The following is a 19,573-nucleotide window of genomic DNA, read 5'->3' on the forward strand; positions in this document are numbered from 1 at the left end:
TCCGCCTATAGCTCTGCTGTATTCCGCCGAATAACCAAACGGCTATTCGAACAGCCCGCCGGCGGGATGGCGAATACGCTCCTGAATGATGGCGCGAACCGCAGCACGGCGCTTCTCCCTTTCCGCCGCCTTGATCTTTTCGGCCTCATCGGTGGCGTCGACTGTCTTGGCCATGACATTTGCTGTCATCGTGACGCGGCCTCTGTTGGCGGTATTTTGAGTTTTTTTCAGGTTTTCCGGCGCTGGAGCTGTTTTCAGATGCTCAACCGCCTGATCCATCTGATCCTTTTTCACGCTCGCCTCGATTTCCGCCCGATGCGCCAGTTTTCGTTTGGCCCAGGTATCGCCCTTCTCCGCGGCTTTTTCATACCATTTGAAGGCTTCGCCAATATTCTGCTGGGTTCCCAATCCCTGCTCATGCATTTCCCCGAGAAAATACTGGGCGCGTACATCGCCTTTCTCTGCCATGGCAAGTTGCACACGGAACAGGCGCTCATCGGCATCGTCGAGGCCGGCCGCCTTCACGGGAATACCTGTCATTAACAGGAATATGAATAACCAATAACGTAAATATCTGACTGACATGGAGCACCCCCCGGTATTTCCCATTACTGTCCTTATTTTCTATATATAGACGATGCCGCATCCCGGGGTATGTTATGCGGCCGACAAACGGACAGTTTCGTCCGCCAGAATGAATTAATCCTCAGCAGAAGGAGGGGGATCGGGCCTTGGCCGTTTAGTGAGTGATCTTGTTAAGCAGAGTGCGGTAACGGTGCACGCGTTCGTCGTCTTCACCCAGCAAGGAAAATATAGCGAGCAGGCCGTCGCGGCTTGCCTGATGATGAGCGTTGTCACGGCGGATGATTTCCAGCAATTGCATCATAGCCATCTCGTATTCATCCTGGGTAAGCATGATGGCACTCAGGCGATATCGCGCTTCGAGATCGTCTGGGTCGGCGTCGATGGATTTCATCAGCGTTTCGGGTGGAGGGGCGTCCTGGGCGCTGCGGATGAGATTCACATGCGCGGACAAATGGCGGACCTCCGGGAGATCGCGGGTTTCAGCCGGCAGCGATTCAAGAAGACCATCGGCTTGCGCATAACGCCGCTGCAAAATCAGCAATTTCACCAGATCTAGCGCCAAGCGCGGATTATCCGGTTCGGCCAACGCCGCTTCCGCCGCCTGAGTCACGGCCTGGTCGAGGTCGCCGCGCTGGTAAGCCAGGATCGCCGCAGTGTACTTGGCATCAGCCTCGCGCGCGACGTGTCGAGTGATGAATTCCCGCAACACCGTCTCCGACTCTGCGCCGCGCAAGGTATCCACCGCTTGACCGCGACGGAATACTTTTAACGTAGGAATACTGGCCACGCCGTGTTCGTGCGCGAGTTGTCCGAGTTCGTCGGTATTGAGCATGACCAGCAGAAACCGTCCGCTGAATTCGGTGGCGAGCCGGACTAGTCGCGGCATCAGCATCAGGCAGGGCCCCGCGCGCGGTGACCAGTAGTTCACCAGCACCGGGCCTTTGTCGGAATTTTCCAGAACCAGCGTGCGGAAATTTTCTACGCTGGCGTCAAAAACATAAGGGGATAGACCCATGTTCAAGGCACGACCGGTTTATCGGAGTCTGTAGTTCAAACTATGGATTTATCCCGCGGCAATAACAAGACCCGGCTGCAATACAGGAGGAAACATTTACCGCCACGGCGGTCTATATTTGGGTATAGGTCACCCGACGTGAGGCAATCATGCGCCACAGCTATCCAACCCCGCGCGATGTCGGTCTGAAGATCCCCCGCGACGTACGGGCGGGCCGGTTCGAAGAGGGATTCAAGCATGCCCTTCAGGGCGGTCATCTGACAGAAATTGAATACTTCCGGCGCTCGTTCCGGCTGGGGTTCCGGGCCGCCAAACTTTACCTGCGTGAGGTACGCCGTCATCGCGGTATATTGGATTTTCCGATGCGCGGGCGCATCCGGCTGCGTGCCTTCTGGCCCGGCGACTGAAGCCGTGCCGCTGGCCCGGCCGGGTCGGGCGGCCCCCTATCTCTAGTATTCCGGCCGACTATCGGCTATAGTGGTTTTGTTGCAGTACATGTCAGACATTTCGGTAGTTCCTCTACAGGTATCTTCCGCAAATTCCTTTCACGCGCTGCATCGCAAACTTTCTTAGTCAATTTTCGAGGTTATTTTAATGCGTACTGGTACAGTAAAGTGGTTCAACGATTCCAAGGGTTTTGGCTTTATCAAACCTCAGGACGGCGGTGAAGATGTCTTCGTGCATCATTCCGTCATCCAGGGTAGTGGCTTCAAGTCCTTGGCGGAAGGGCAGAGCGTGAGCTTCGAGTCCCAGAAGGGACCGAAAGGCATGCAAGCGACCAAGGTCGTCGTCGAAGGCTGAAGCTGTTTTCAAGCCGTCCTTAAGGAGCCCCGCCCCAAGCGGGGTTTCTTTTTTACGGGACAGATCGTACCGCTCCGCAGTTTTTTGGTTTTTTGTATAATCGCGCGTTTGATTTTTTCACTTTTCCACATCCAACATGTCTGAGCTGAATCAGGAGATCGCGCGGCGGCGCACCTTCGGGATTATTTCCCACCCCGACGCGGGGAAGACCACGCTCACCGAAAAGCTGCTGTTATTTGGCGGCGCCATCCAGCTCGCGGGCTCGGTCAAGGGTCGCAAGGCGGCCCGGCACGCCACCTCCGACTGGATGGAGCTCGAGAAGCAACGCGGAATTTCCGTGACCTCGTCGGTCATGCAGTTCCCGTACAGGAACTGCATCGTCAATCTGCTCGACACGCCGGGTCACGAGGATTTTTCCGAGGATACCTATCGCACGCTGACCGCGGTGGACTCGGCGCTGATGGTAATAGACGGCGCCAAGGGCGTGGAGGAGCGCACCATCAAGCTGATGGAAGTCTGCCGCCTGCGGCATACACCGATCATGACGTTCATCAACAAGCTCGACCGCGAGTCCCGTGAGCCCATCGAACTCATGGACGAGGTGGAGACAGTTCTTAAAATCCGTTGCGCGCCGGTGACCTGGCCCATCGGCAGCGGCAAGCGTTTCAAGGGCGTCTATCATCTGACCGATGACAGCGTGCATTTCTTCAGCCCGCAGCACGGTGGAAAGATTCAGGAGGGCGTGGTGATCCGCGGCCTGGACAATCCTGAACTGGACGCCGTGCTCGGAGAACAGGCCTCCGAACTGCGTGCGGAAATCGAGCTCGTCAAGGGCGCCAGCCATGAATTCGATCCCGGGCAGTACCTGCGCGGTGAGCAGACGCCGGTGTTTTTCGGTTCGGCCATTAACAATTTCGGCGTGCGTGAACTGCTCGACAACTTCATCCAGTATGCACCGCCGCCATGTCCGCGCGAATCCACGACGCGCGTCGTCGGTCCGGATGAAGCCCCGTTCACCGGGTTTGTCTTCAAGATTCAGGCGAACATGGACCCCAAGCACCGCGACCGTATCGCTTTTTTCCGCATTACCTCGGGCAAATACTCCAAGGGCATGAAGATGCATCAGGTGCGGCTGGATCGCGACGTGCAGATCGCCAATGCCATTACCTTCATGGCGCGCGAACGCGAGCAGGTGGATTCCGCTTACTCCGGTGACATCATCGGTCTTCACAACCATGGGACGATTCAGATCGGCGATACTTTCACCGAGGGTGAAGATCTCAAATTCACCGGTATTCCGTATTTCGCTCCAGAACTATTCCGGCGCGTGCTGTTGCGCGACCCCCTGCGCATGAAGGCCTTGCAGAAGGGATTGGACCAGCTGAGCGAGGAGGGCGCGACCCAGATTTTCCGGCCGCTTGTCAGCAACGACCTCATCCTTGGGGCGGTCGGCGCGCTGCAATTCGACGTCGTGGCCTATCGCCTGAAGCATGAGTACGGCGTGGAGTGCACCTACGACACGATCGACGTAGTGACCGCACGCTGGGTGGAATGTGACGATTCGAAAAAGCTCGAGGAATTCCGCAAAAACAGCGAACTGCGGTTGGCCCTCGACCGCGCCGGTAATCTTACCTACCTGGCGCCGACCCTGGTCAATCTCCAGCTCACGATGGAGCGCTGGCCGCAGATTCGCTTTCTCGCGACGCGCGAGCATTAACCGGCGGTCTTGTCAGGTGGATGTCATTACGAATTATGTGCGTTTACAGCGCTGAGCAGCACAATTTACCATTGCCGCTTTGGCGGTACTGCCGCCGTACTCCAGCTGGCATTCCGGAACGAGGTGTTCCTTGGCGGAAAAAATGAATCTCGAAGATCGTGTCACGGTCACGCGCGCGATCATTAACATGCTCGACAGCTGGGGTGTCAGTGCCGCCAATCAGATTACCTTGCTGGCGCTGCCGGCAGGCACGCGCCCGGGGGCGATCCGGCAGTTTCGCAAAAGTACACCGTTTCCGGAGGATGCCGGCCTGATGGAACGCATCGAGCATCTGGTCGGCATTGCCGACGCTCTGCGTACGTCCTATCCGCGCAACGCCTATATGGCCTCGATCTGGATGAACAGGATCAATCACCGTTTCGACAACCGCACGCCGCTTGCCGCGATGCTCGAAGACGGTCTGAACGGCATCATGGCGGTGCGTACGCACCTCGACTGTGCCTACGACTGGCACATCAGCGGTTCCGCCAGCCAGACGAAATAGGAACCTGGCGGGCCAGGAAATACGCATGGAAGAATACAAATGCGCCTTCAGCAACACGCTGGTGACCAGCCAATTCGGTTGCGAGAAAGGAGCGCAGGTGACCCGCCGCGGCGGGCCGGATGTCGTCTGCGCCTCGGACGAAGCCCATCAACAGTGCGAAAAGCTGTTCCAGCGGATGAAACAAACTGCCTTGCCGGCATTCGGCGTGGAGGACGACCTCCTCAGCATGCCGCACAGCGTGCTGGTGAAGATCCAATTCGGCGGCCTGCTCGGGTTACAGCGACTGCAAGGAGATAGTACGGACGAATCAGCCGCTATAAAGAATATCCATGGCCTGGTCGGCCAAGCTATTGGGAAACACGGCGGTCTCGACGCCATCCCCTGCCAGGCGTTTGTGGAGGATATGACCTCCTACAAGCTCAAACGCCGGCGATGATGGAAATGACAGCCCCTTAATTTTATTTGCTTTCCTTGTTTCCCTTTCCTTCCGCTTCACTTTTTACCGAAACCAGTTCGATATCGAAGACCAGCACTTCGTTCGGGCCGATGACGTCGCCGGCGCCGCGAGGCCCGTAGGCGAGTTCTGCCGGAATATATACCTGCCATTTGGCGCCTTCTTTCATTAACGGTAGCACCTCCTGCCAGCCTTTGATCACGCCGGCGACCGGAAAGGTGGCTGGCTCATTGCGCTTGTAGGAACTGTCGAACTCGGTGCCGTTGATCAATGTGCCGCGGTAATGGGCGACCACCGTATCGGTGGATTTGGGTTGCTTGCCTGTGCCTTCGGTAATGATTTTATATTGCAATCCGCTAGGTAGTGTAACCACGCCCTCCTTTTTCTTGTTGGCTTCAAGGAAAGCCTGACCGGCTTCCAGATTTTTTTTCATTTGAACCTCCTGTTTTTCCATTTCCTTTTTTTGCTGGGATTGAATCGCCGCCTGCATTTCTTCGGCTTTGAGACGGGGTTGGGCGTCGGACATTGCGTCCTGCGCACCCTGAGCAAAGGCTTTGTTATCGAGATCGAGTTTCTGACGCTTGAGGTTCTGACCGATCTGAAAGCCCACGGTGTAGCTGAATTTCTGCTTGTCGGATTTCAATCCCGCCGGCTCTTTTCCAAAAGCGCTCATGGACAGAGAAAGGGTGATAAGGCAAATCAGTAAACCGGATTTCATTGTGACTCCTTAAATAATTGTAAATGGCGGGGAAACGATACATGGCCGGCTTCAGCCCGGCAATGCCTCAACTTTGGAGCGTTGGCTGCTCAGATTGGCCAGCGCGGTTTCGAATTGCTGCACGCGCTGGTTTTCCTGCTCGACCACGTTTTTCGGCGCGCGCGCGACAAAATCCGGATTGGCCAGTTTGGTTTTTGCCTTGGACAGGTCTCTCTCGATTTTTTCCATTTCCTTGCTCAGCCGTTCCAACTCCGCCTGCTTGTCGATCAACGAGCCGAGTGGGATCAGCAGCTTCATGTGACCAATGAGCGCCGTGGCCGATTCAGGCGCTTCCTGGCCCGTCTCGATCCAAACGATGGATTCGGCCCTGGCAAGCGCGACGAGATAATGGCGCTGGGCATCCAGATATTTTTTATCGGCCGCCGATCCATCCTGTACCAGCAGCGGCAGGGGTTTGCCGGGCGAGATGTCCATTTCGCCGCGGATATTGCGCACGCCCGCAATCACGGCCATGACCCAGCGCATTTCCTCGGCGGCGGCTGGATCCATTTTATCTGCTTGAGGATGGGGGTAGGGTTCGCGCATGATGGTGGTGCCGGTTTTGCCAGCCAGTTTCGCCACGCGCTGCCAGATTTCCTCGGTGATGAAGGGCATGATGGGGTGCAACATTCGCAGCAGGGTTTCGAGCACCCGTACCAGGGTGTGGCGCGTGCCGCGCAACTGTTCCGGCCGGCTCTTGGCGTCGGTCAGCACGACCTTCGACAGCTCCAGATACCAGTCGCAATACTCATGCCATACGTAGCTGTAGATCGCCTGCGCCGCGAGGTCGAAGCGGTAATCCCTGAATGCGGTTTCCACATCGGCCGCGACCTCATGCAGGCGCGAAATAATCCAGCGGTCGGCGACATTTAGCTCCATCGCCCCGCCATGTTGTCCGCAGTCATGTCCCTCTGTGTTCATCAGCACGTAACGCGCCGCGTTCCACAGCTTGTTGCAGAAATTGCGATAGCCGTCGATACGGCCGAGATCGAACTTGATGTCACGTCCCTGGGTAGCGAGGCTCGCGAACGTGAAACGCAAGGCATCGGTGCCGTAGGCGGGAACGCCGCTGGCGAATTCCTTGCGCGTGGCTTGTTCGATTTTCTTCGCCATCTGCGGTTGCATCAGGCCGCGCGTGCGCTTGGCGACCAGCGATTCCAGATCAATGCCGTCGATGAGATCGATGGGGTCGAGGATGTTGCCTTTGGACTTTGACATTTTCTGGCCGTGCGCGTCGCGCACAAGGCCGTGAATGTAAATCTCGTGGAACGGTGCCTCGCCGGTAAACTTGAGACCCATCATGATCATGCGCGCGACCCAGAAGAAAATGATGTCGAAGCCGGTGACCAGCACGCTCGTGGGGTAGAAGGTTTTCAGCGCTTTCGTCTGCTCCGGCCAGCCGAGCGTGGAGAACGGCCATAGCGCTGAAGAGAACCAGGTATCGAGCACGTCCTCGTCTTGCCTGAGCGCGACGGTCGGCGCCAGTTTGAATCGGGCGCGCGCGTCGGCCTCGGTGCGCGCAACGTAAACTTTGCCGGCCTCGTCGTACCACGCCGGAATCCGATGGCCCCACCAGATCTGGCGCGAGATGCACCAGTCCTGAATGTTGCGCATCCATTCGTAATAGATCTTGGTCCAGTTTTCCGGGACAAATTTTATGCGTCCGCCTTCAACGGCCTTGATCGCCTCGGCGGCCAGCGGAGCTACCTTTACGTACCACTGGTCGGTCAGAAAAGGTTCGACCACGGCGCCGGTGCGGTCGCCGCGCGGGACCATGAGTTTGTGTTCCTGGACCTTTTCGAGCAGATTCCGGGCTTCGAGGTCAGAGACGATCTGTTTGCGCGCCTTGAATCGGTCGAGCCCGTGATAGGGCGAGCCAGGTAGTTCGACGCGCGCGTCAATGGTAAAGATGTTGATCTGTGGCAGGTTGTGACGTTTGCCGACTTCGTAGTCGTTGAAATCATGCGCCGGGGTGATTTTGACGCAACCGGAACCGAATTCCTTGTCCACATATTCGTCGGCAATGACCGGAATCTTTCTGCCGGTGAGCGGCAGTTCCACCATTTTTCCAATCAGGTGCTTGTAGCGTTCATCTTCCGGATGTACCGCCACGGCGGCGTCGCCGAGCATGGTTTCGGGGCGTGTGGTGGCGACGACGAGATGTTCTTTGGTGCCCGCGATGGGGTAACGGATATGCCACAGATGGCCGGCTTCCTCTTCCGAGACGACTTCGAGGTCGGATACGGCGGTGTGCAGCACCGGGTCCCAGTTGACCAGGCGCTTGCCGCGGTAGATCAGGCTTTCCTCGTGCAGCCGCACGAAGACTTCGGTGACGGCGTGTGACAGGCCATCGTCCATGGTGAAGCGCTCGCGCGACCAGTCGAGCGAGGCGCCCATGCGCCGCAACTGGCGCGTGATCGTGCCGCCGGATTCGGCCTTCCACTTCCACACGCGCTTTAAGAATTCCTCGCGCCCGAGATCGTGGCGCGTTTTTCCCTCGGCCTCGAGCTGGCGCTCGACCACCATCTGGGTGGCGATGCCGGCGTGGTCAGTGCCCGCCTGCCACAGGGTGTTGTCGCCCTGCATGCGGTGGTATCGGATGAGCGTGTCCATGAGCGTGTCCTGGAACGCGTGACCCATGTGCAGGCTACCCGTGACGTTGGGCGGCGGGATCATGATGCAGTAAGGTTTTCCCTGGCCGGTGGGAGCGAAATCGCTAGCGCGTTCCCAGGCCTCATAGATGCGCTGCTCGATTGCATGCGGATCGTAGGATTTGCTCAGGGTGCTATCGGCAGACGGCGACCCGTCTGCCGGGTTTTGGGGTTTCTGGCTCATTGCTACTGTGAGTGTTAAAACGGGCGAGATTCTAATGGCTTACGCGCCATATTTCACTTCTAACTTTTTTCTCCGTCTTTCTCCAGCTCCCGGCGTATCAACTGCTGTAATCGAAGGATGGTTTTGGTGTCGAGACCGGTTCCGCCGTGCTTCCGCATCTCGACATTGAGCTTGGCCACGGCCCGGACCACGATATCGCGGGCGCGGTCCGGCGCCGGTAACGGTGGTTCTGTTGCCGGTGACACCGGTTCGCCGGTCAGCGAGCTGCCGGCGGGCGGTGCGACCACTTCGCGCAGTACTGGAATATCGTCGAGATCGATGGATTCCGTTGTCTCCGGCGTGGCGGGTTCCGCGACCGGTGCCGTTGCATGCGTTTCACCCGTGGCGGGAGGAGTTGTTTCCTTGGCCGGGATTTTTCCATCCTCAGGTCCGTGAACGCGACTTCCCTGTCGCACTCCTTCCGCTTCGGATGCTGTGCCTGACTGTGTTTCCTCTGACGGCGACAGTATTTCCAAGGGCCCGGGATCAAGCGTTATTTCCTGCGCCAAGCTGTCATCGGTCATGACCGACGCTGCTTCATCGGACGACACGGATGTTTCAATGGCTGGGGTAAGCGGCGCTGCTTCTTCGCGCGGCGACTCGAATTCGACGGCATCGAAGTCCACCGAAGGAATATTCAGTACATTATCCGTGGCTGGCTCGTCAGCGATTTCCAGGTTGATTTCCCGTTTGCCGGAAGCCGGTTCCGATGCGGGAGCGGGTATCTCCACGGGTAGCTGTGCTTCGTCGCTCGCGGGCGGTGTCATTTCCGGCTCCAGAGAAGCCTCGATCGCAGATAAGATGATTTCCTGAGTTTCCTGTGTATCGGTCGAGGCAGCTTCCGCCTGTTTTGCCTCGGCCGCGAAGTAGGCGCTCTCGTCGAAGCTTTCTTCCACCTCGATGGTGGGCAGCGCATCGCCAGATACCTCCGGAGAGTTCTGCATCGCGGTATCCTGCGTTATTTCCTGCACGATGCCATCCGTCTTCGTCTCCGGCTCGATTTCCAGTTTTGGCGCCAGATCCGGCGACGAAGGTTCAGTCGCGGTCGCCGGAAGCGGCGCTTCCTCGAGCAGAAGTTGATGTTGCGTGCCTGGCGCGATGTTTGCTTCGATTTCCGGTGCCGGTGCCGGAGGCGCGGGCGCAACGTCAGCTTCAGGTTCACTGAGCATCTCGGCGGAAATTTCCCTGGGGATCTCCGGCATGGCAGGGGCGGCGAGCGGAGGCGGGACGATTTCCACTGACTCCTCGAAGGTCAGCTCCTCGTCCAGCGGTACATATTCATCCGCAAGCTTGTTACTCGTCTCATGATCTTCGGTTGGCGAAGGCGACAATTCTTCAGCCGCCACCGGTTCGTTGCCAACATTGAGTTCATTGCTGACGAGGTCCGTCAAGGAACGCATGACCGCATCGAGATTGACCGGACCCGCGGCGGGGTTCACCGGCGCAAAATCTTCGCGCACGGGAGTAGTGGATTCACGCGGCGGTTTCTGCTCGCGAGAGACCGGAGCCGAGCCGGATTTTTCCGCTTCCGCCTGGTTGTTATCCAGCAGGTCGTTGCGAATCAGGTCCTGAAGCGATTTCAGGACTTCTTCGAGCGTGTGTTTTTCGGAGGGCTTGTGCTTGTATTTCGGATCGGTCGTTTCCATGGCTCAGGCCTCGACAAAATCGCCGGCGCTGATTTTGTGCGTTTGCAGTGCATAGCCGCGGTCGCGGTAGAAGCGGAAGCGCACGCGCGCATGAGTTTTTGCGCCATCGCTGCCGTCCACCACTTCCGCCACGCGCTGGAACCGGCTGAAAAATTCCGGCACCTGCGACGTGAGTTGGATCAGCACGTCATCATGCGCCACCGGCGGTTCATCCTGGCCGATCAGAACCGGCAGATCGGCGTCGGCAGGCCGCGCGGCGAGCCCATGCGGAATGAAACTGCCGGCGCTGAAGGTCCAGAGCAGCCGGTCGAGACGCTGCGCATCTTCGTGGTCGTGGGTCAGGATAAAGACGCGGTGGCCGAGACGGAAGGCCTTGTGAGCCAGTTTGCAGACAGCGGCATCTATACCGCCTTCAGTGGCGTCGTCGAGCAGGTAGAAATCGACGCGCGTCATGCCGCCGCTTCCGCCCCGTCGTGACGGGCGCGGTTGATGAGAAATTGCACCAGCAACGGCACCGGCCGGCCGGTCGCGCCCTTTTCCTTGCCGGTTTTCCAGGCGGTGCCGGCGATGTCGAGGTGCGCCCATTTGAAGTTTTTCGCATAGCGCGCGAGAAAGCACGCGCCGGTGATGGTGCCGGCCTCGCGCCCGCCGATGTTGGCCATGTCGGCGAAATTGCTGTCGAGCTGCTTCTGGTATTCGTCCCACAGCGGCAGTTGCCAGGCGCGGTCGTGGGTGTACTTGCCGGCGCCGAGAATCTCGCGCGCCAGTTGGTCGTTGTTGGCGAGCAGCCCGCTGGCATGGGCCCCCAGCGCGATCACGCACGCGCCCGTGAGGGTGGCGATGTCGATCACAACGGCCGGTTTGTAGCGTTCGGCGTAGGTGAGCGCGTCGGACAGGATCAGACGGCCCTCGGCGTCGGTGTTCAGCACTTCCACTGTCTGGCCGGACATGCTGGTGACGATGTCGCCGGGCTTGTTGGCGTCGCCATCGGGAAGATTTTCCGAACTGGGAATGATGCCGACGATATTGAGCGGCAGTTTCAGTTCGGCCGCGGCTTTCACCGCCCCGAGCACCGAGGCGCCACCGCACATGTCGTATTTCATTTCATCCATGTTGGCGGCGGGCTTGATCGAAATGCCGCCGGCGTCGAAGGTCAGTCCCTTGCCGACCAGCGCCACGGGAGGTTCGCCTTCCTTGCCGCCGTCGTATTCGAGCACGATCAGTTTCGGCGGCTGACGGCTGCCGCGCGCGACCGACAACAGCGCGCCCATACCGAGCTTTTGCATGTCGTCCTTTTCCAGCACGGTGATCTTGAGTCCGTATTGCTTGCCGATCTCGGTTGCCTGGTCGGCGAGGTAGGCGGGTGTGCAGAGGTTGCCGGGAAGGTTGCCGAGATCGCGCGCGAGTTTCATGCCATCCGCGATCGCCTGGCCCTCGTGTATCGCCCGTTCGCCGGGACCAAGGTCGCTGCGTTTCGGCACCGCCAGCACCACGCGGCGCAAGGCGCGGCGGCTGTTGTCCGGTTTACTTTTTAGCTGATCGAAGCGGTACAAAGCCGCTTCCGTGACTTCAACCGCCTGGCGGACTTTCCAGGAAATGTCGCGGCCTTTGACGTCGAGTTCGGTGAGATAGGAAGTCGCCTCGGTGGCGCCGGTGTCCTTGAGAATCGATACCGCCTTGGCGGTGGCGTCGCGATAATGATTTTCGTTGAATTCCTTTTCCTTGCCGCAACCGATGAGCAGTACGCGCTCGCTGGGAAGATTCGGAATATTGTGCAGCAGCAGGGATTGCCCTGGTTTGCCTTCGAGATCTCCGCGACGCAGAATGCTGCTGATGGCGCCGCCGGAGACGGCGTCGATCTGGTGAGCCACGGTGGAGAGTTTGCGCGATTCGAACACGCCGGCCACGATGCAACTGCTGCGCTGTTTTTCGGGGGTGCCGCTTTTGACGATGAATTCCATGCCGATTCCCTGAATTTATTTCCCGCTCCACCGGCGGAAGATGTGGTATATTTTTGTCGACTTCGGGTTACGGTTCCGTTTTGCAATCAAGTCCTTAGGGATGACAGTACGGAAAAAAATGGCGTTTTCGATTGCTTGCCCTCCTGACCGGTCTCTGAGCGGCATTTTCCAATGTTTGCGCGTCCCTTGTCAAAACATCCCACGGCAACTCCGCCTTGATCATTAATCGTGCCTTTTACCGGGAGGCCGCCATGACCACCCTGGCGATTGGCTTGGTATTGCTGGTGGTCATGGTGCTGATGAGCCTGAGCTTTCTGCTAGGGCGCGCGGTGCGCGGCGATCAGTCCAGGACAGTGGTGTTCATACTGCTCGGTTTTCAGACGCTCTCGAAGCTCGATGTGTTGCTGCCGCTCGCTTTTTACCTCGGCATCCTGCTGACGCTCTCGCGTTGGTACCGTGATAGCGAAATGACGGTGCTGGCCGCTTGCGGGGTGGGGCTAATGCATTTCATGCGCCCGGTGATGGTGCTGGGGCTGGTCTTCGGCGCCCTGGCATTGGCGGGTGCGTTTTATTTCACGCCATTTGCGACCCGGCAGATCGAGAACATCAAGCTCGTTATCTCCCAGCGCTCCGAACCGGCGGCGATTTTTCCCGGCGTGTTTCTCGAATTGCCGGGGACGGGGCGGATCGTTTACGTCGAAAAGATTGAAGAGAACGGAAACCTGCAGGGCATTTTCGTCAGCAGCCTGGAGGAGGGCAGGCAGGGCGTGCTGGTGGCCAAATCGGGCTATCCCTACACCGACCCGAAGACCGGCGACAAATTTATTGCCCTGCAAGGTGGAACGCTTTACGAAGGCGAGCCCGGCGAGGCTGGGTACCGAATTCTGGAATACAGCGTTTATAGCCTGCGCATCGTGCCGAAGAAAATCGGCGAGGCGCCGGTGCCGGCGGCGGGGCTGCCCACTCTGAAACTGCTGACACAGCTGGCCGATCGTAACATTAACGCCGAGTTTCACTGGCGGCTTGGCAAGACTATCGCGCTGTTCGTGCTGGCATTGTACGCGGTGGTGTTGGCCTATACCGACGTGCGCCGCGGCAGGATGTCTAACCTGTTTGTCGCCATTGTGGTCTATTTTATCTATTCCAACCTGCTTGGCATTGGCGAGTCCATGCTGCAGAACGGACGCATGCCGGCGGCAGTGGGGCTGTGGTGGGTGCACATTGGCATGGCGCTGGTGGCTCTGTATTTCCTGCGGCAGCGCGCTCACGACCGGTCGCTGCTCTCCCTGCCCGCCGGGGTCGGACGTCGATAATGCTGACACTCCTCGACCGGCTGATCGCGCGCCACGTGCTCTACAGCACCTTGCTGGTGCTTAACGTGCTGGTGGCGCTGGCGGTGTTTTTTATTTTGATCGACGGCCTCAAGGATTATGGCAAGGCCAGTTTTGGGGCGCTGGCACTGGTCAAGTACGTGATCCTGAAACAGCCGCAACAGATTTATGATCTGTCACCGATCGCCGCGCTGATCGGCGCGATGATGGGAATGTCCACGTTGGCGCTGAATTCCGAACTGACCGCGATGCGCGCGGCCGGGGTGTCGGTGGCACGCATCGTCGGCGGCGTCATGAAAATCGGGCTTGTGTTCGCGACGGTCATTTTCCTGGTGGGCGAGTATGTCGTGCCGGTCTCCGAGAATCTCGCGCAGACCGGACGCGCCAAAGCGTTGTCAAAGGCGCTGCAGCAGAAGAGTTCCGGCATCTGGCTGCGGAGTGGCGCGTCGTACGTGAATATCGGCGAGGTGTTGCCCGACCTCAGCCTCCTGCGGATGAATATTTACGATTTTGATAAAAATGCGCATCTGCGCAGGCAAACCTCGGCGCGCCGCGCGGCGCATGACGGTGACAAGTGGCAGCTCGATGACGTGCGCGAAAGCATTATTGTCGGCAAGGAGGCGGTGCAGACGCGCCACGTGGCCAAGGAAGACTGGCGCTCGGAACTTACGCCCGATGTAATTTCCGTGTTCGCGGTGCAGCCCGACAGTCTTTCGATACAGCAGTTGGACTACTACATCGGACATTTGCAGCAGAACAATCAGGACACGCGCAGCTTCCGGCTGGTTTTCTGGCAGAAAATCTGCATGCCGCTCGCCACCATGGTCATGATGCTGGTGGCCACGCCCTTTGTCTTCCGCCAGATCCGCAGCGGCGGCATGAGCAGTCGCGTGTTCATCGGCATCATGCTCGGACTGGTGTTCATCATCGTCGATAGGACCCTTGGTTATTTCGGCGTGCTGTACGCGCTTCCGCCAGTGGCCGGCGCACTGCTGCCCATCGGGATGTTTTTTACGCTGGCGCTGGTCCTGCTGTACCGCGCGTCGCGGGGGTTGTAATAAATTCTGTAGAGAATAGGAGACAGACTAACGGGTTATTGCCACGGTGAATGATGTGTCACGGAATACCGGGGATGGCGAGGCGGGCGCGACAGGGCATGGGGAAACGCTACCAGAATAAATTGTAACGATGAATATATTGAACCTGTCCCCTATTTATTCGCTACGGTGCTTTCGCCATAGTAATAGCAGCTACCCTCCATATGACTACTGCCGCAGCTACGAAAAACAACGCCCAGAGGTCGTCGACATAAAAGTGCAGGATTGCCTTCGAAGTAATTGCATTTACGACAGCAATCACAATAGCTGCGATGCATAGGTCAATACTAATTGAATACAATGATGGCAAAAGCGATATTACGGGCCTGGCGCCTAGCAGTCGGAAAGCGACATGCACAGCGACGATCAATACCACCGACCACAAAACAGCATAGAGAACACCAGTGATCGCGAAAACGACGCCTTCATTGTCTGACAGTGCATATGCTTTATACAGATAAACCGTGCAAATCGCGATCAAGACGGCTGAAAGGCCGATAGGAAGAGTGTATTTCATATGCACCTCAATATTTTGGTGAGCTGAAGAAGTTTAAAGGCAGCGGTCTGTCGAAGCCCGGAAATGAATTGTCGGATGGAGCAGCTGTGCTCGCATTAATTGCACGCAAGATACCTGCAGTATATGAGTGAGAGTTATATGTATCAGGAGGCAGCTCTCCTGTGTTACTAAATCGGCGCGGGTAGCCATACGGGGCATTGTTCCCATAGCTAACCGCGAAATTAATTAAGTAGTTAATTAACTCCGTATCACTCGGCGGTTTCGCTCTGCAGGCATCCGAATAGGTCGGTGGTCCTGAAGCAGTTACCTCCCGATGGACAGTGTTCTTGCTCGGCAAATCGGAGGATCGGTTGCGTTCTCCAATCAGATTGCCGGGGTTGTATGGATTCATGGATGCAGGCTCTGAGCTAATAACCGAATACCACTTTCCATTCGCAAGTCCGTCGCCAGCGCCACCCTTGAGAAAACCAGGTCTACCAGCAAAAGCGCGTTGATCGTCAGGGACCAACAATAAGGCTGTATGCCATGAGCTTGTTGGAGAGATATTGTGGGAGGTCAGATATACCTTTAGTCCCAGAGTGGATCGATGAAACTTAATGGGTTGTTATAAACGTAACTGTAGGTATTCAATCCTCCCGTCAACCCAATCGGATCATTGCTGATATACCGCCCTATCTTCGGATCATAATACCTCGCCATGTTGTAATGCAGTCCCGTCTCGCTATCGAAATACTGGCCCGGATACCTCAGGTTATTGGCAATGCTACTCACCGTCACCGTGGCACTCCCAAACGGCTCATAGTTGGCCTTCCACACCGTCGCCCCGGCACTGTTCGTCATCAGCTGCGGCGCCCCCAACTGATCGGTGTGGTAGTAGTAGATGTTGGCGCCATCAATGCGCGCCAAGGGCATCCCGTTTAAATAGACATAAGCCTTACCCCCACTCCCGGTCTCATAGAGCAACTCCCCCTGCGGCCCGTAAGCAAAACGGGTGGTCACCCCACTGGCAATCTTCTTGGTGCGCTGATCGAGGGGATCGTAGGTGTACGTGGCTGCCCCCGACCGCGCCGAGGTGATTCGCCCGTAACCGTCGTAGCCCATGACGTAGGTATAGCTGCTCCAAGTAGTATTGCCGGCGGCATCGGACAGCAAATACAGGCTGTCGGTGTAAACGAGTCGATTTGTGTTGTTGGCGTAGGTGTAGGTATTGACGCTGCCATTGCGCGTCTCGCTTTGACGGTTGCCGTTACTCACGCCGTTGCTCAGATAATCGTAGGCCAGGCTCCCGTAGGAGCCGACCTGGGTGTCTTCGGCAGAGGTGAGCTCGTTCAGCGCATCGTAGCCGAAGGTCTGAGCGGTGCCGTTAAAGTCGTTTAATCCCGCGAGATTGCCGGCCGGGTCGTAGGAGGCGTTTTTCCAGCGCGGCCCGTTGCGTTGGAAGGTGGGGCGGTAGGCCTGATCCACGTTCTCGAAATAGTATTGGCCATTACCAAAGCTGAAGCTGTTCAGAGGGCCGAAGGGATAGTAATGAAAGCTCTGGGCGAGCACCGTGGTCACCCCATCGGTGGTCGTGGTGCTGATTTGGCTGACACGGCCCGCATTATCGTACGTGTAATCTACCGCCACCCTGTTCGGGTAGTCGATGTGGCTGAGGCGGCCGGCGGATGTGAATACATAGTTGCTGTAGAGAAATGTATTCAGGTCCAGCTGATAATTCAGCCGCCCCAAGCTGTCGTAGCCGAAGAGTAATGTCCCGGGGAAATAACATAGCCGCCCCTTGAAGCAGGTGTCGTAGACATAGGAATAGCTTGGGGCGCTGGCATCAGTACTCTGCTTCGACACCACCCGGTTGAGTGCATCATACGCATAGGTGGTGGTGATTTTCCGGGCATCGGTCACGGTGAGCACGTTGCCCGCGGCATCGTAGGTATACGTCGTTTTCCCCCGATCCGGTGAGATTTCCTGCAGCCGGTTGCCGAGGTCATCGTATTGATATTGGGTGGTGGCGTTGTTGGGAGCAGTAATCGTCGTCGGACGGTCGTTAATGTCGTAGCCGTAGCCCGTGATCCCTGATAACGCATCCACCGTTCGGAACAGACGGTTCAGGGCGTCGGGAGTGTGGGCGGTGATTTGGCTGTTCGGGTCTGTCTCTTGCGTGAGATTCCCCACGGCGTCGTATATGAGCTGTGTGGTGTTGTTCGCAAGAGTGGACGAGTTCGGGTGATTGCGCAGATCGTAGGTGTAAGCTACCGAGCGGGTGAGGTAGCCGTAAGGATCGTACATGTAGTCCTGAGTGCGGTTGCCCTTGAGATCGTACTTGTAGCGGATCTGGTTGCCGGCCCCGTCAGTAATGGTCCGCAGGTAATGCGCCGCATCGTAGCCATAGTTGAGTGCCACACCATCAGGGTCGATCACCTGGCTGACATCGCCCCAAGGGGTGTAGCTGTACTGGGTGAGTGCCACAGGCCCCGAGGTGAGGGTCTGGCTGATGGTCTTGACCCGCCCGCGCGCGTCGTAGGTGTAGCTGGTCTTTAAGCCATTGGGATCAGTCATCTGCTTGAGCCGGCCGTTGGCGTCGTAGAGATCGTAGGCGGTGATGTGGCCGAGGGCGTTGATGACCTTCTTCAACTGACCACAGGCACCGCCGATGGTGCATTCGTAATATTCCAGCGTGGTGATATCCGAAACATCCGTGCGGGGGCCGTTGATGGAGTTCACCTGACCGGAGGTGTTGTAGCCCAAGCTAATGGTGCGGGAGACCGATGCATTGGATGGAGTGAAACCGCGCTGGATGATCTGGGTCGGCAGATTCGGATGGCCGGTATTGCCAGAGACGATCTCCGTTTCGAAGGTCTGGCCGGAGGCCACGCTCGGGCGGCGAATGAAGCGTGGCAGATCGAGTGTGGGCGAGAGATAGTCGTAGGTCGTGACGCGGCCGACCCCGCCGACGTTGCAGTTGGCGGGGTTGGCGAGACAGGCGCTGCAGTCCGTGCCCGACAGGCCCTCGGTCAGGCTCAGCTTCTGGTTCGTGGCGTTGTAACTATATAAGGTGACGCGGTTCTCCTCGTCCTTGCGACAGGTGAGGTTGTTGTTCCCATCGAAGGTTTGCTGTACTGATTTGCTGTCGCTCTGATTGACCTTCAAAGTAAGGTTCTTCACACCCAAATTGGTACTAAAGGTCATGACCTCCTGCATGCTTACGGGGTCGGTGACGGTGGTTAGGTTCGCCGCCGGGACATCGTAGGTGAGGCCGAATTTTTCCTGTGGCGAGCCGTTATCCGTCTGGGCGTGCTGGGTGAGGACGGCCTTGCCGGTGGCGTCGTAGGAGAAGGTCGCATAGCGCGTCACAACTCCCGTGCCATCGACGTAGGAGATGCCGGTGAGGTGATTCGGTAAATTGGCGCCGCTGGTGAAGGCTGGTTCGTTGTAGTGGTAGAGCTTGGCAGTGGCGTCGGGGTAGTCGACGCGGGTTAAATTGTTGTTGGTGTCGTAAGTGTAACCAATCACTTTGCCGGCGGAGTCGGTGACTGTGGAGATATGGTTATTGGCGTTGTACCCGAAGGTAAATGTATGTCCAAAAGTATTCGTGACTGTGGCGAGCCTTCCGCTGGTGTCGTAGTTGTAAGAGGTGATGAGACCGGCACCATCGGTTTCGGAGAGTAGCTCGCCGGTGAGGTTGTAGTGCTTCGCGGAATTGTCTCGATGAGTCAGTGTATAGCCGGAACTATCCTGCGTTAAGACCAACTTGGTATCGGCATCTCCCGTGCAGACATTGTTGGCACACGAAAAGGGTTCACCGCGGCCATCGGCTTGACGGATTTGCACAACGGAACCTGAAACCTCTAATCGCTTGTGGAATGGAGAACTCCAGCCAAAGCCTAGACCGATATCCTTTGTTAACTGGCTGTTGTATGAGCGGGTGAATGATGGAGTGGAATCAGTGTTGCGGTGATCAGATTCCAACTGATATTTGTTTCCGTTGGCAGCGTTGCAGGGATTGCCGGTGCACTGGCCGGGGAGTGGGGCGCCGAGAGACTTTTGTGCCTGTAAAATCGGCAAAAGACAACCGGAGCTAGGACACTGAGTACAAGTGCCAGCGACATTATCGTAATACCATGAACCTGTACAAGCTTCCGTAATCCCAGCAGCATAAAATGTCTGGTCTAATGTAGCGCCTGAATTTGATTGAACAACCTTGTAATAAACTGAGCCAGCACCACAAGCACCCGCCCCGTACTTACAGCTACCTGACGCATTGTGTTCGATGCCTTCAC

16 protein-coding genes are annotated in these 19,573 nt (G+C 57.5%); 7 read left to right on the plus strand and 9 right to left on the minus strand.

Annotated elements, in window-relative coordinates; all coding sequences use genetic code 11:
• Positions 1–42 precede the first annotated feature (42 nt).
• Both WB402_RS11790 and WB402_RS11795 read right to left on the minus strand, forming a co-directional pair.
• The gene (locus tag WB402_RS11790; protein WP_424208079.1) at positions 43–609 is read right to left on the minus strand and encodes a tetratricopeptide repeat protein; all 567 of its coding nucleotides are present in this window, start codon (positions 607–609) and stop codon (positions 43–45) included.
• Positions 610–739: 130 nt separating this feature from the next.
• Entirely contained in the window at positions 740–1,600 is an 861-nt protein-coding gene (locus tag WB402_RS11795; RefSeq protein WP_424208081.1) for a tetratricopeptide repeat protein, read from the minus strand.
• Between the two features lie 149 nt (positions 1,601–1,749).
• Here WB402_RS11795 and WB402_RS11800 point away from each other — a divergent pair, with 149 nt between their 5' ends.
• The 5 genes from WB402_RS11800 (at position 1,750) to WB402_RS11820 (ending at position 5,098) form a co-directional block, all read left to right on the plus strand.
• Positions 1,750–2,007, plus strand: coding sequence for a hypothetical protein (locus WB402_RS11800; protein ID WP_424208083.1), 258 nt, complete (start codon positions 1,750–1,752; stop codon positions 2,005–2,007).
• A gap of 187 nt (positions 2,008–2,194) precedes the next feature.
• Positions 2,195–2,401 (plus strand): cold-shock protein, encoded by a 207-nt coding sequence (locus tag WB402_RS11805; protein ID WP_372521584.1) that lies wholly within the window; start codon positions 2,195–2,197, stop codon positions 2,399–2,401.
• Between the two features lie 136 nt (positions 2,402–2,537).
• Positions 2,538–4,118, plus strand: a complete 1,581-nt coding sequence (locus WB402_RS11810; protein WP_424208085.1) for a peptide chain release factor 3 — start codon at positions 2,538–2,540, stop codon at positions 4,116–4,118.
• Positions 4,119–4,260: 142 nt separating this feature from the next.
• On the plus strand, positions 4,261–4,662 hold the full coding sequence (locus WB402_RS11815; protein WP_424208087.1) for an antitoxin Xre/MbcA/ParS toxin-binding domain-containing protein: 402 nt from the start codon (positions 4,261–4,263) through the stop codon (positions 4,660–4,662).
• A gap of 25 nt (positions 4,663–4,687) precedes the next feature.
• Positions 4,688–5,098 (plus strand): hypothetical protein, encoded by a 411-nt coding sequence (locus WB402_RS11820; protein WP_424208088.1) that lies wholly within the window; start codon positions 4,688–4,690, stop codon positions 5,096–5,098.
• 22 nt (positions 5,099–5,120) lie between these two features.
• Here the strand turns inward: WB402_RS11820 and WB402_RS11825 are convergent, their stop codons facing one another.
• From WB402_RS11825 to WB402_RS11845, 5 genes are all read right to left on the minus strand, one after another.
• Positions 5,121–5,834 carry an FKBP-type peptidyl-prolyl cis-trans isomerase gene (locus WB402_RS11825; RefSeq protein ID WP_424208090.1) on the minus strand — a complete coding sequence of 238 codons (714 nt, stop codon included), beginning with the start codon at positions 5,832–5,834 and terminating at the stop codon, positions 5,121–5,123.
• 51 nt (positions 5,835–5,885) lie between these two features.
• Positions 5,886–8,654 (minus strand): valine--tRNA ligase, encoded by a 2,769-nt coding sequence (locus WB402_RS11830; protein WP_424208109.1) that lies wholly within the window; start codon positions 8,652–8,654, stop codon positions 5,886–5,888.
• Positions 8,655–8,767: 113 nt separating this feature from the next.
• A complete protein-coding gene (locus WB402_RS11835; protein WP_424208091.1) occupies positions 8,768–10,393 on the minus strand; it encodes a hypothetical protein in 1,626 nt (541 codons plus the stop codon).
• A 3-nt stretch (positions 10,394–10,396) separates the two neighbouring features.
• A complete protein-coding gene (locus WB402_RS11840; RefSeq protein WP_424208093.1) occupies positions 10,397–10,846 on the minus strand; it encodes a DNA polymerase III subunit chi in 450 nt (149 codons plus the stop codon).
• Positions 10,843–12,354 (minus strand): leucyl aminopeptidase, encoded by a 1,512-nt coding sequence (locus tag WB402_RS11845; RefSeq protein ID WP_424208095.1) that lies wholly within the window; start codon positions 12,352–12,354, stop codon positions 10,843–10,845. Before WB402_RS11845 ends, WB402_RS11840 begins: the two co-directional genes overlap by 4 nt.
• 215 nt (positions 12,355–12,569) lie before the next feature.
• On the opposite strand from WB402_RS11845, the gene lptF reads away from it, so the two are divergent.
• Positions 12,570–13,667: an LPS export ABC transporter permease LptF gene (gene lptF, locus WB402_RS11850; RefSeq protein WP_424208097.1), complete on the plus strand. Its 1,098-nt coding sequence runs from the start codon at positions 12,570–12,572 to the stop codon at positions 13,665–13,667.
• A complete protein-coding gene (gene lptG, locus WB402_RS11855) occupies positions 13,667–14,743 on the plus strand; it encodes an LPS export ABC transporter permease LptG (RefSeq protein ID WP_424208099.1) in 1,077 nt (358 codons plus the stop codon). The genes lptF and lptG overlap by 1 nt, the downstream gene beginning before the upstream one ends.
• A 163-nt stretch (positions 14,744–14,906) precedes the next feature.
• Here lptG and WB402_RS11860 read toward each other — a convergent pair whose 3' ends face one another.
• Together WB402_RS11860 and WB402_RS11865 are read right to left on the minus strand one after the other, a co-directional pair.
• Positions 14,907–15,299 carry a hypothetical protein gene (locus WB402_RS11860; protein ID WP_424208101.1) on the minus strand — a complete coding sequence of 131 codons (393 nt, stop codon included), beginning with the start codon at positions 15,297–15,299 and terminating at the stop codon, positions 14,907–14,909.
• Between the two features lie 567 nt (positions 15,300–15,866).
• Positions 15,867–19,358, minus strand: a complete 3,492-nt coding sequence (locus WB402_RS11865) for an RHS repeat-associated core domain-containing protein (RefSeq protein ID WP_424208103.1) — start codon at positions 19,356–19,358, stop codon at positions 15,867–15,869.
• Positions 19,359–19,573: the final 215 nt, after the last annotated feature.

Source organism: Sulfuricaulis sp., assembly GCF_049587675.1.
In the GTDB taxonomy this organism is placed as follows: domain Bacteria; phylum Pseudomonadota; class Gammaproteobacteria; order Acidiferrobacterales; family Sulfurifustaceae; genus Sulfuricaulis.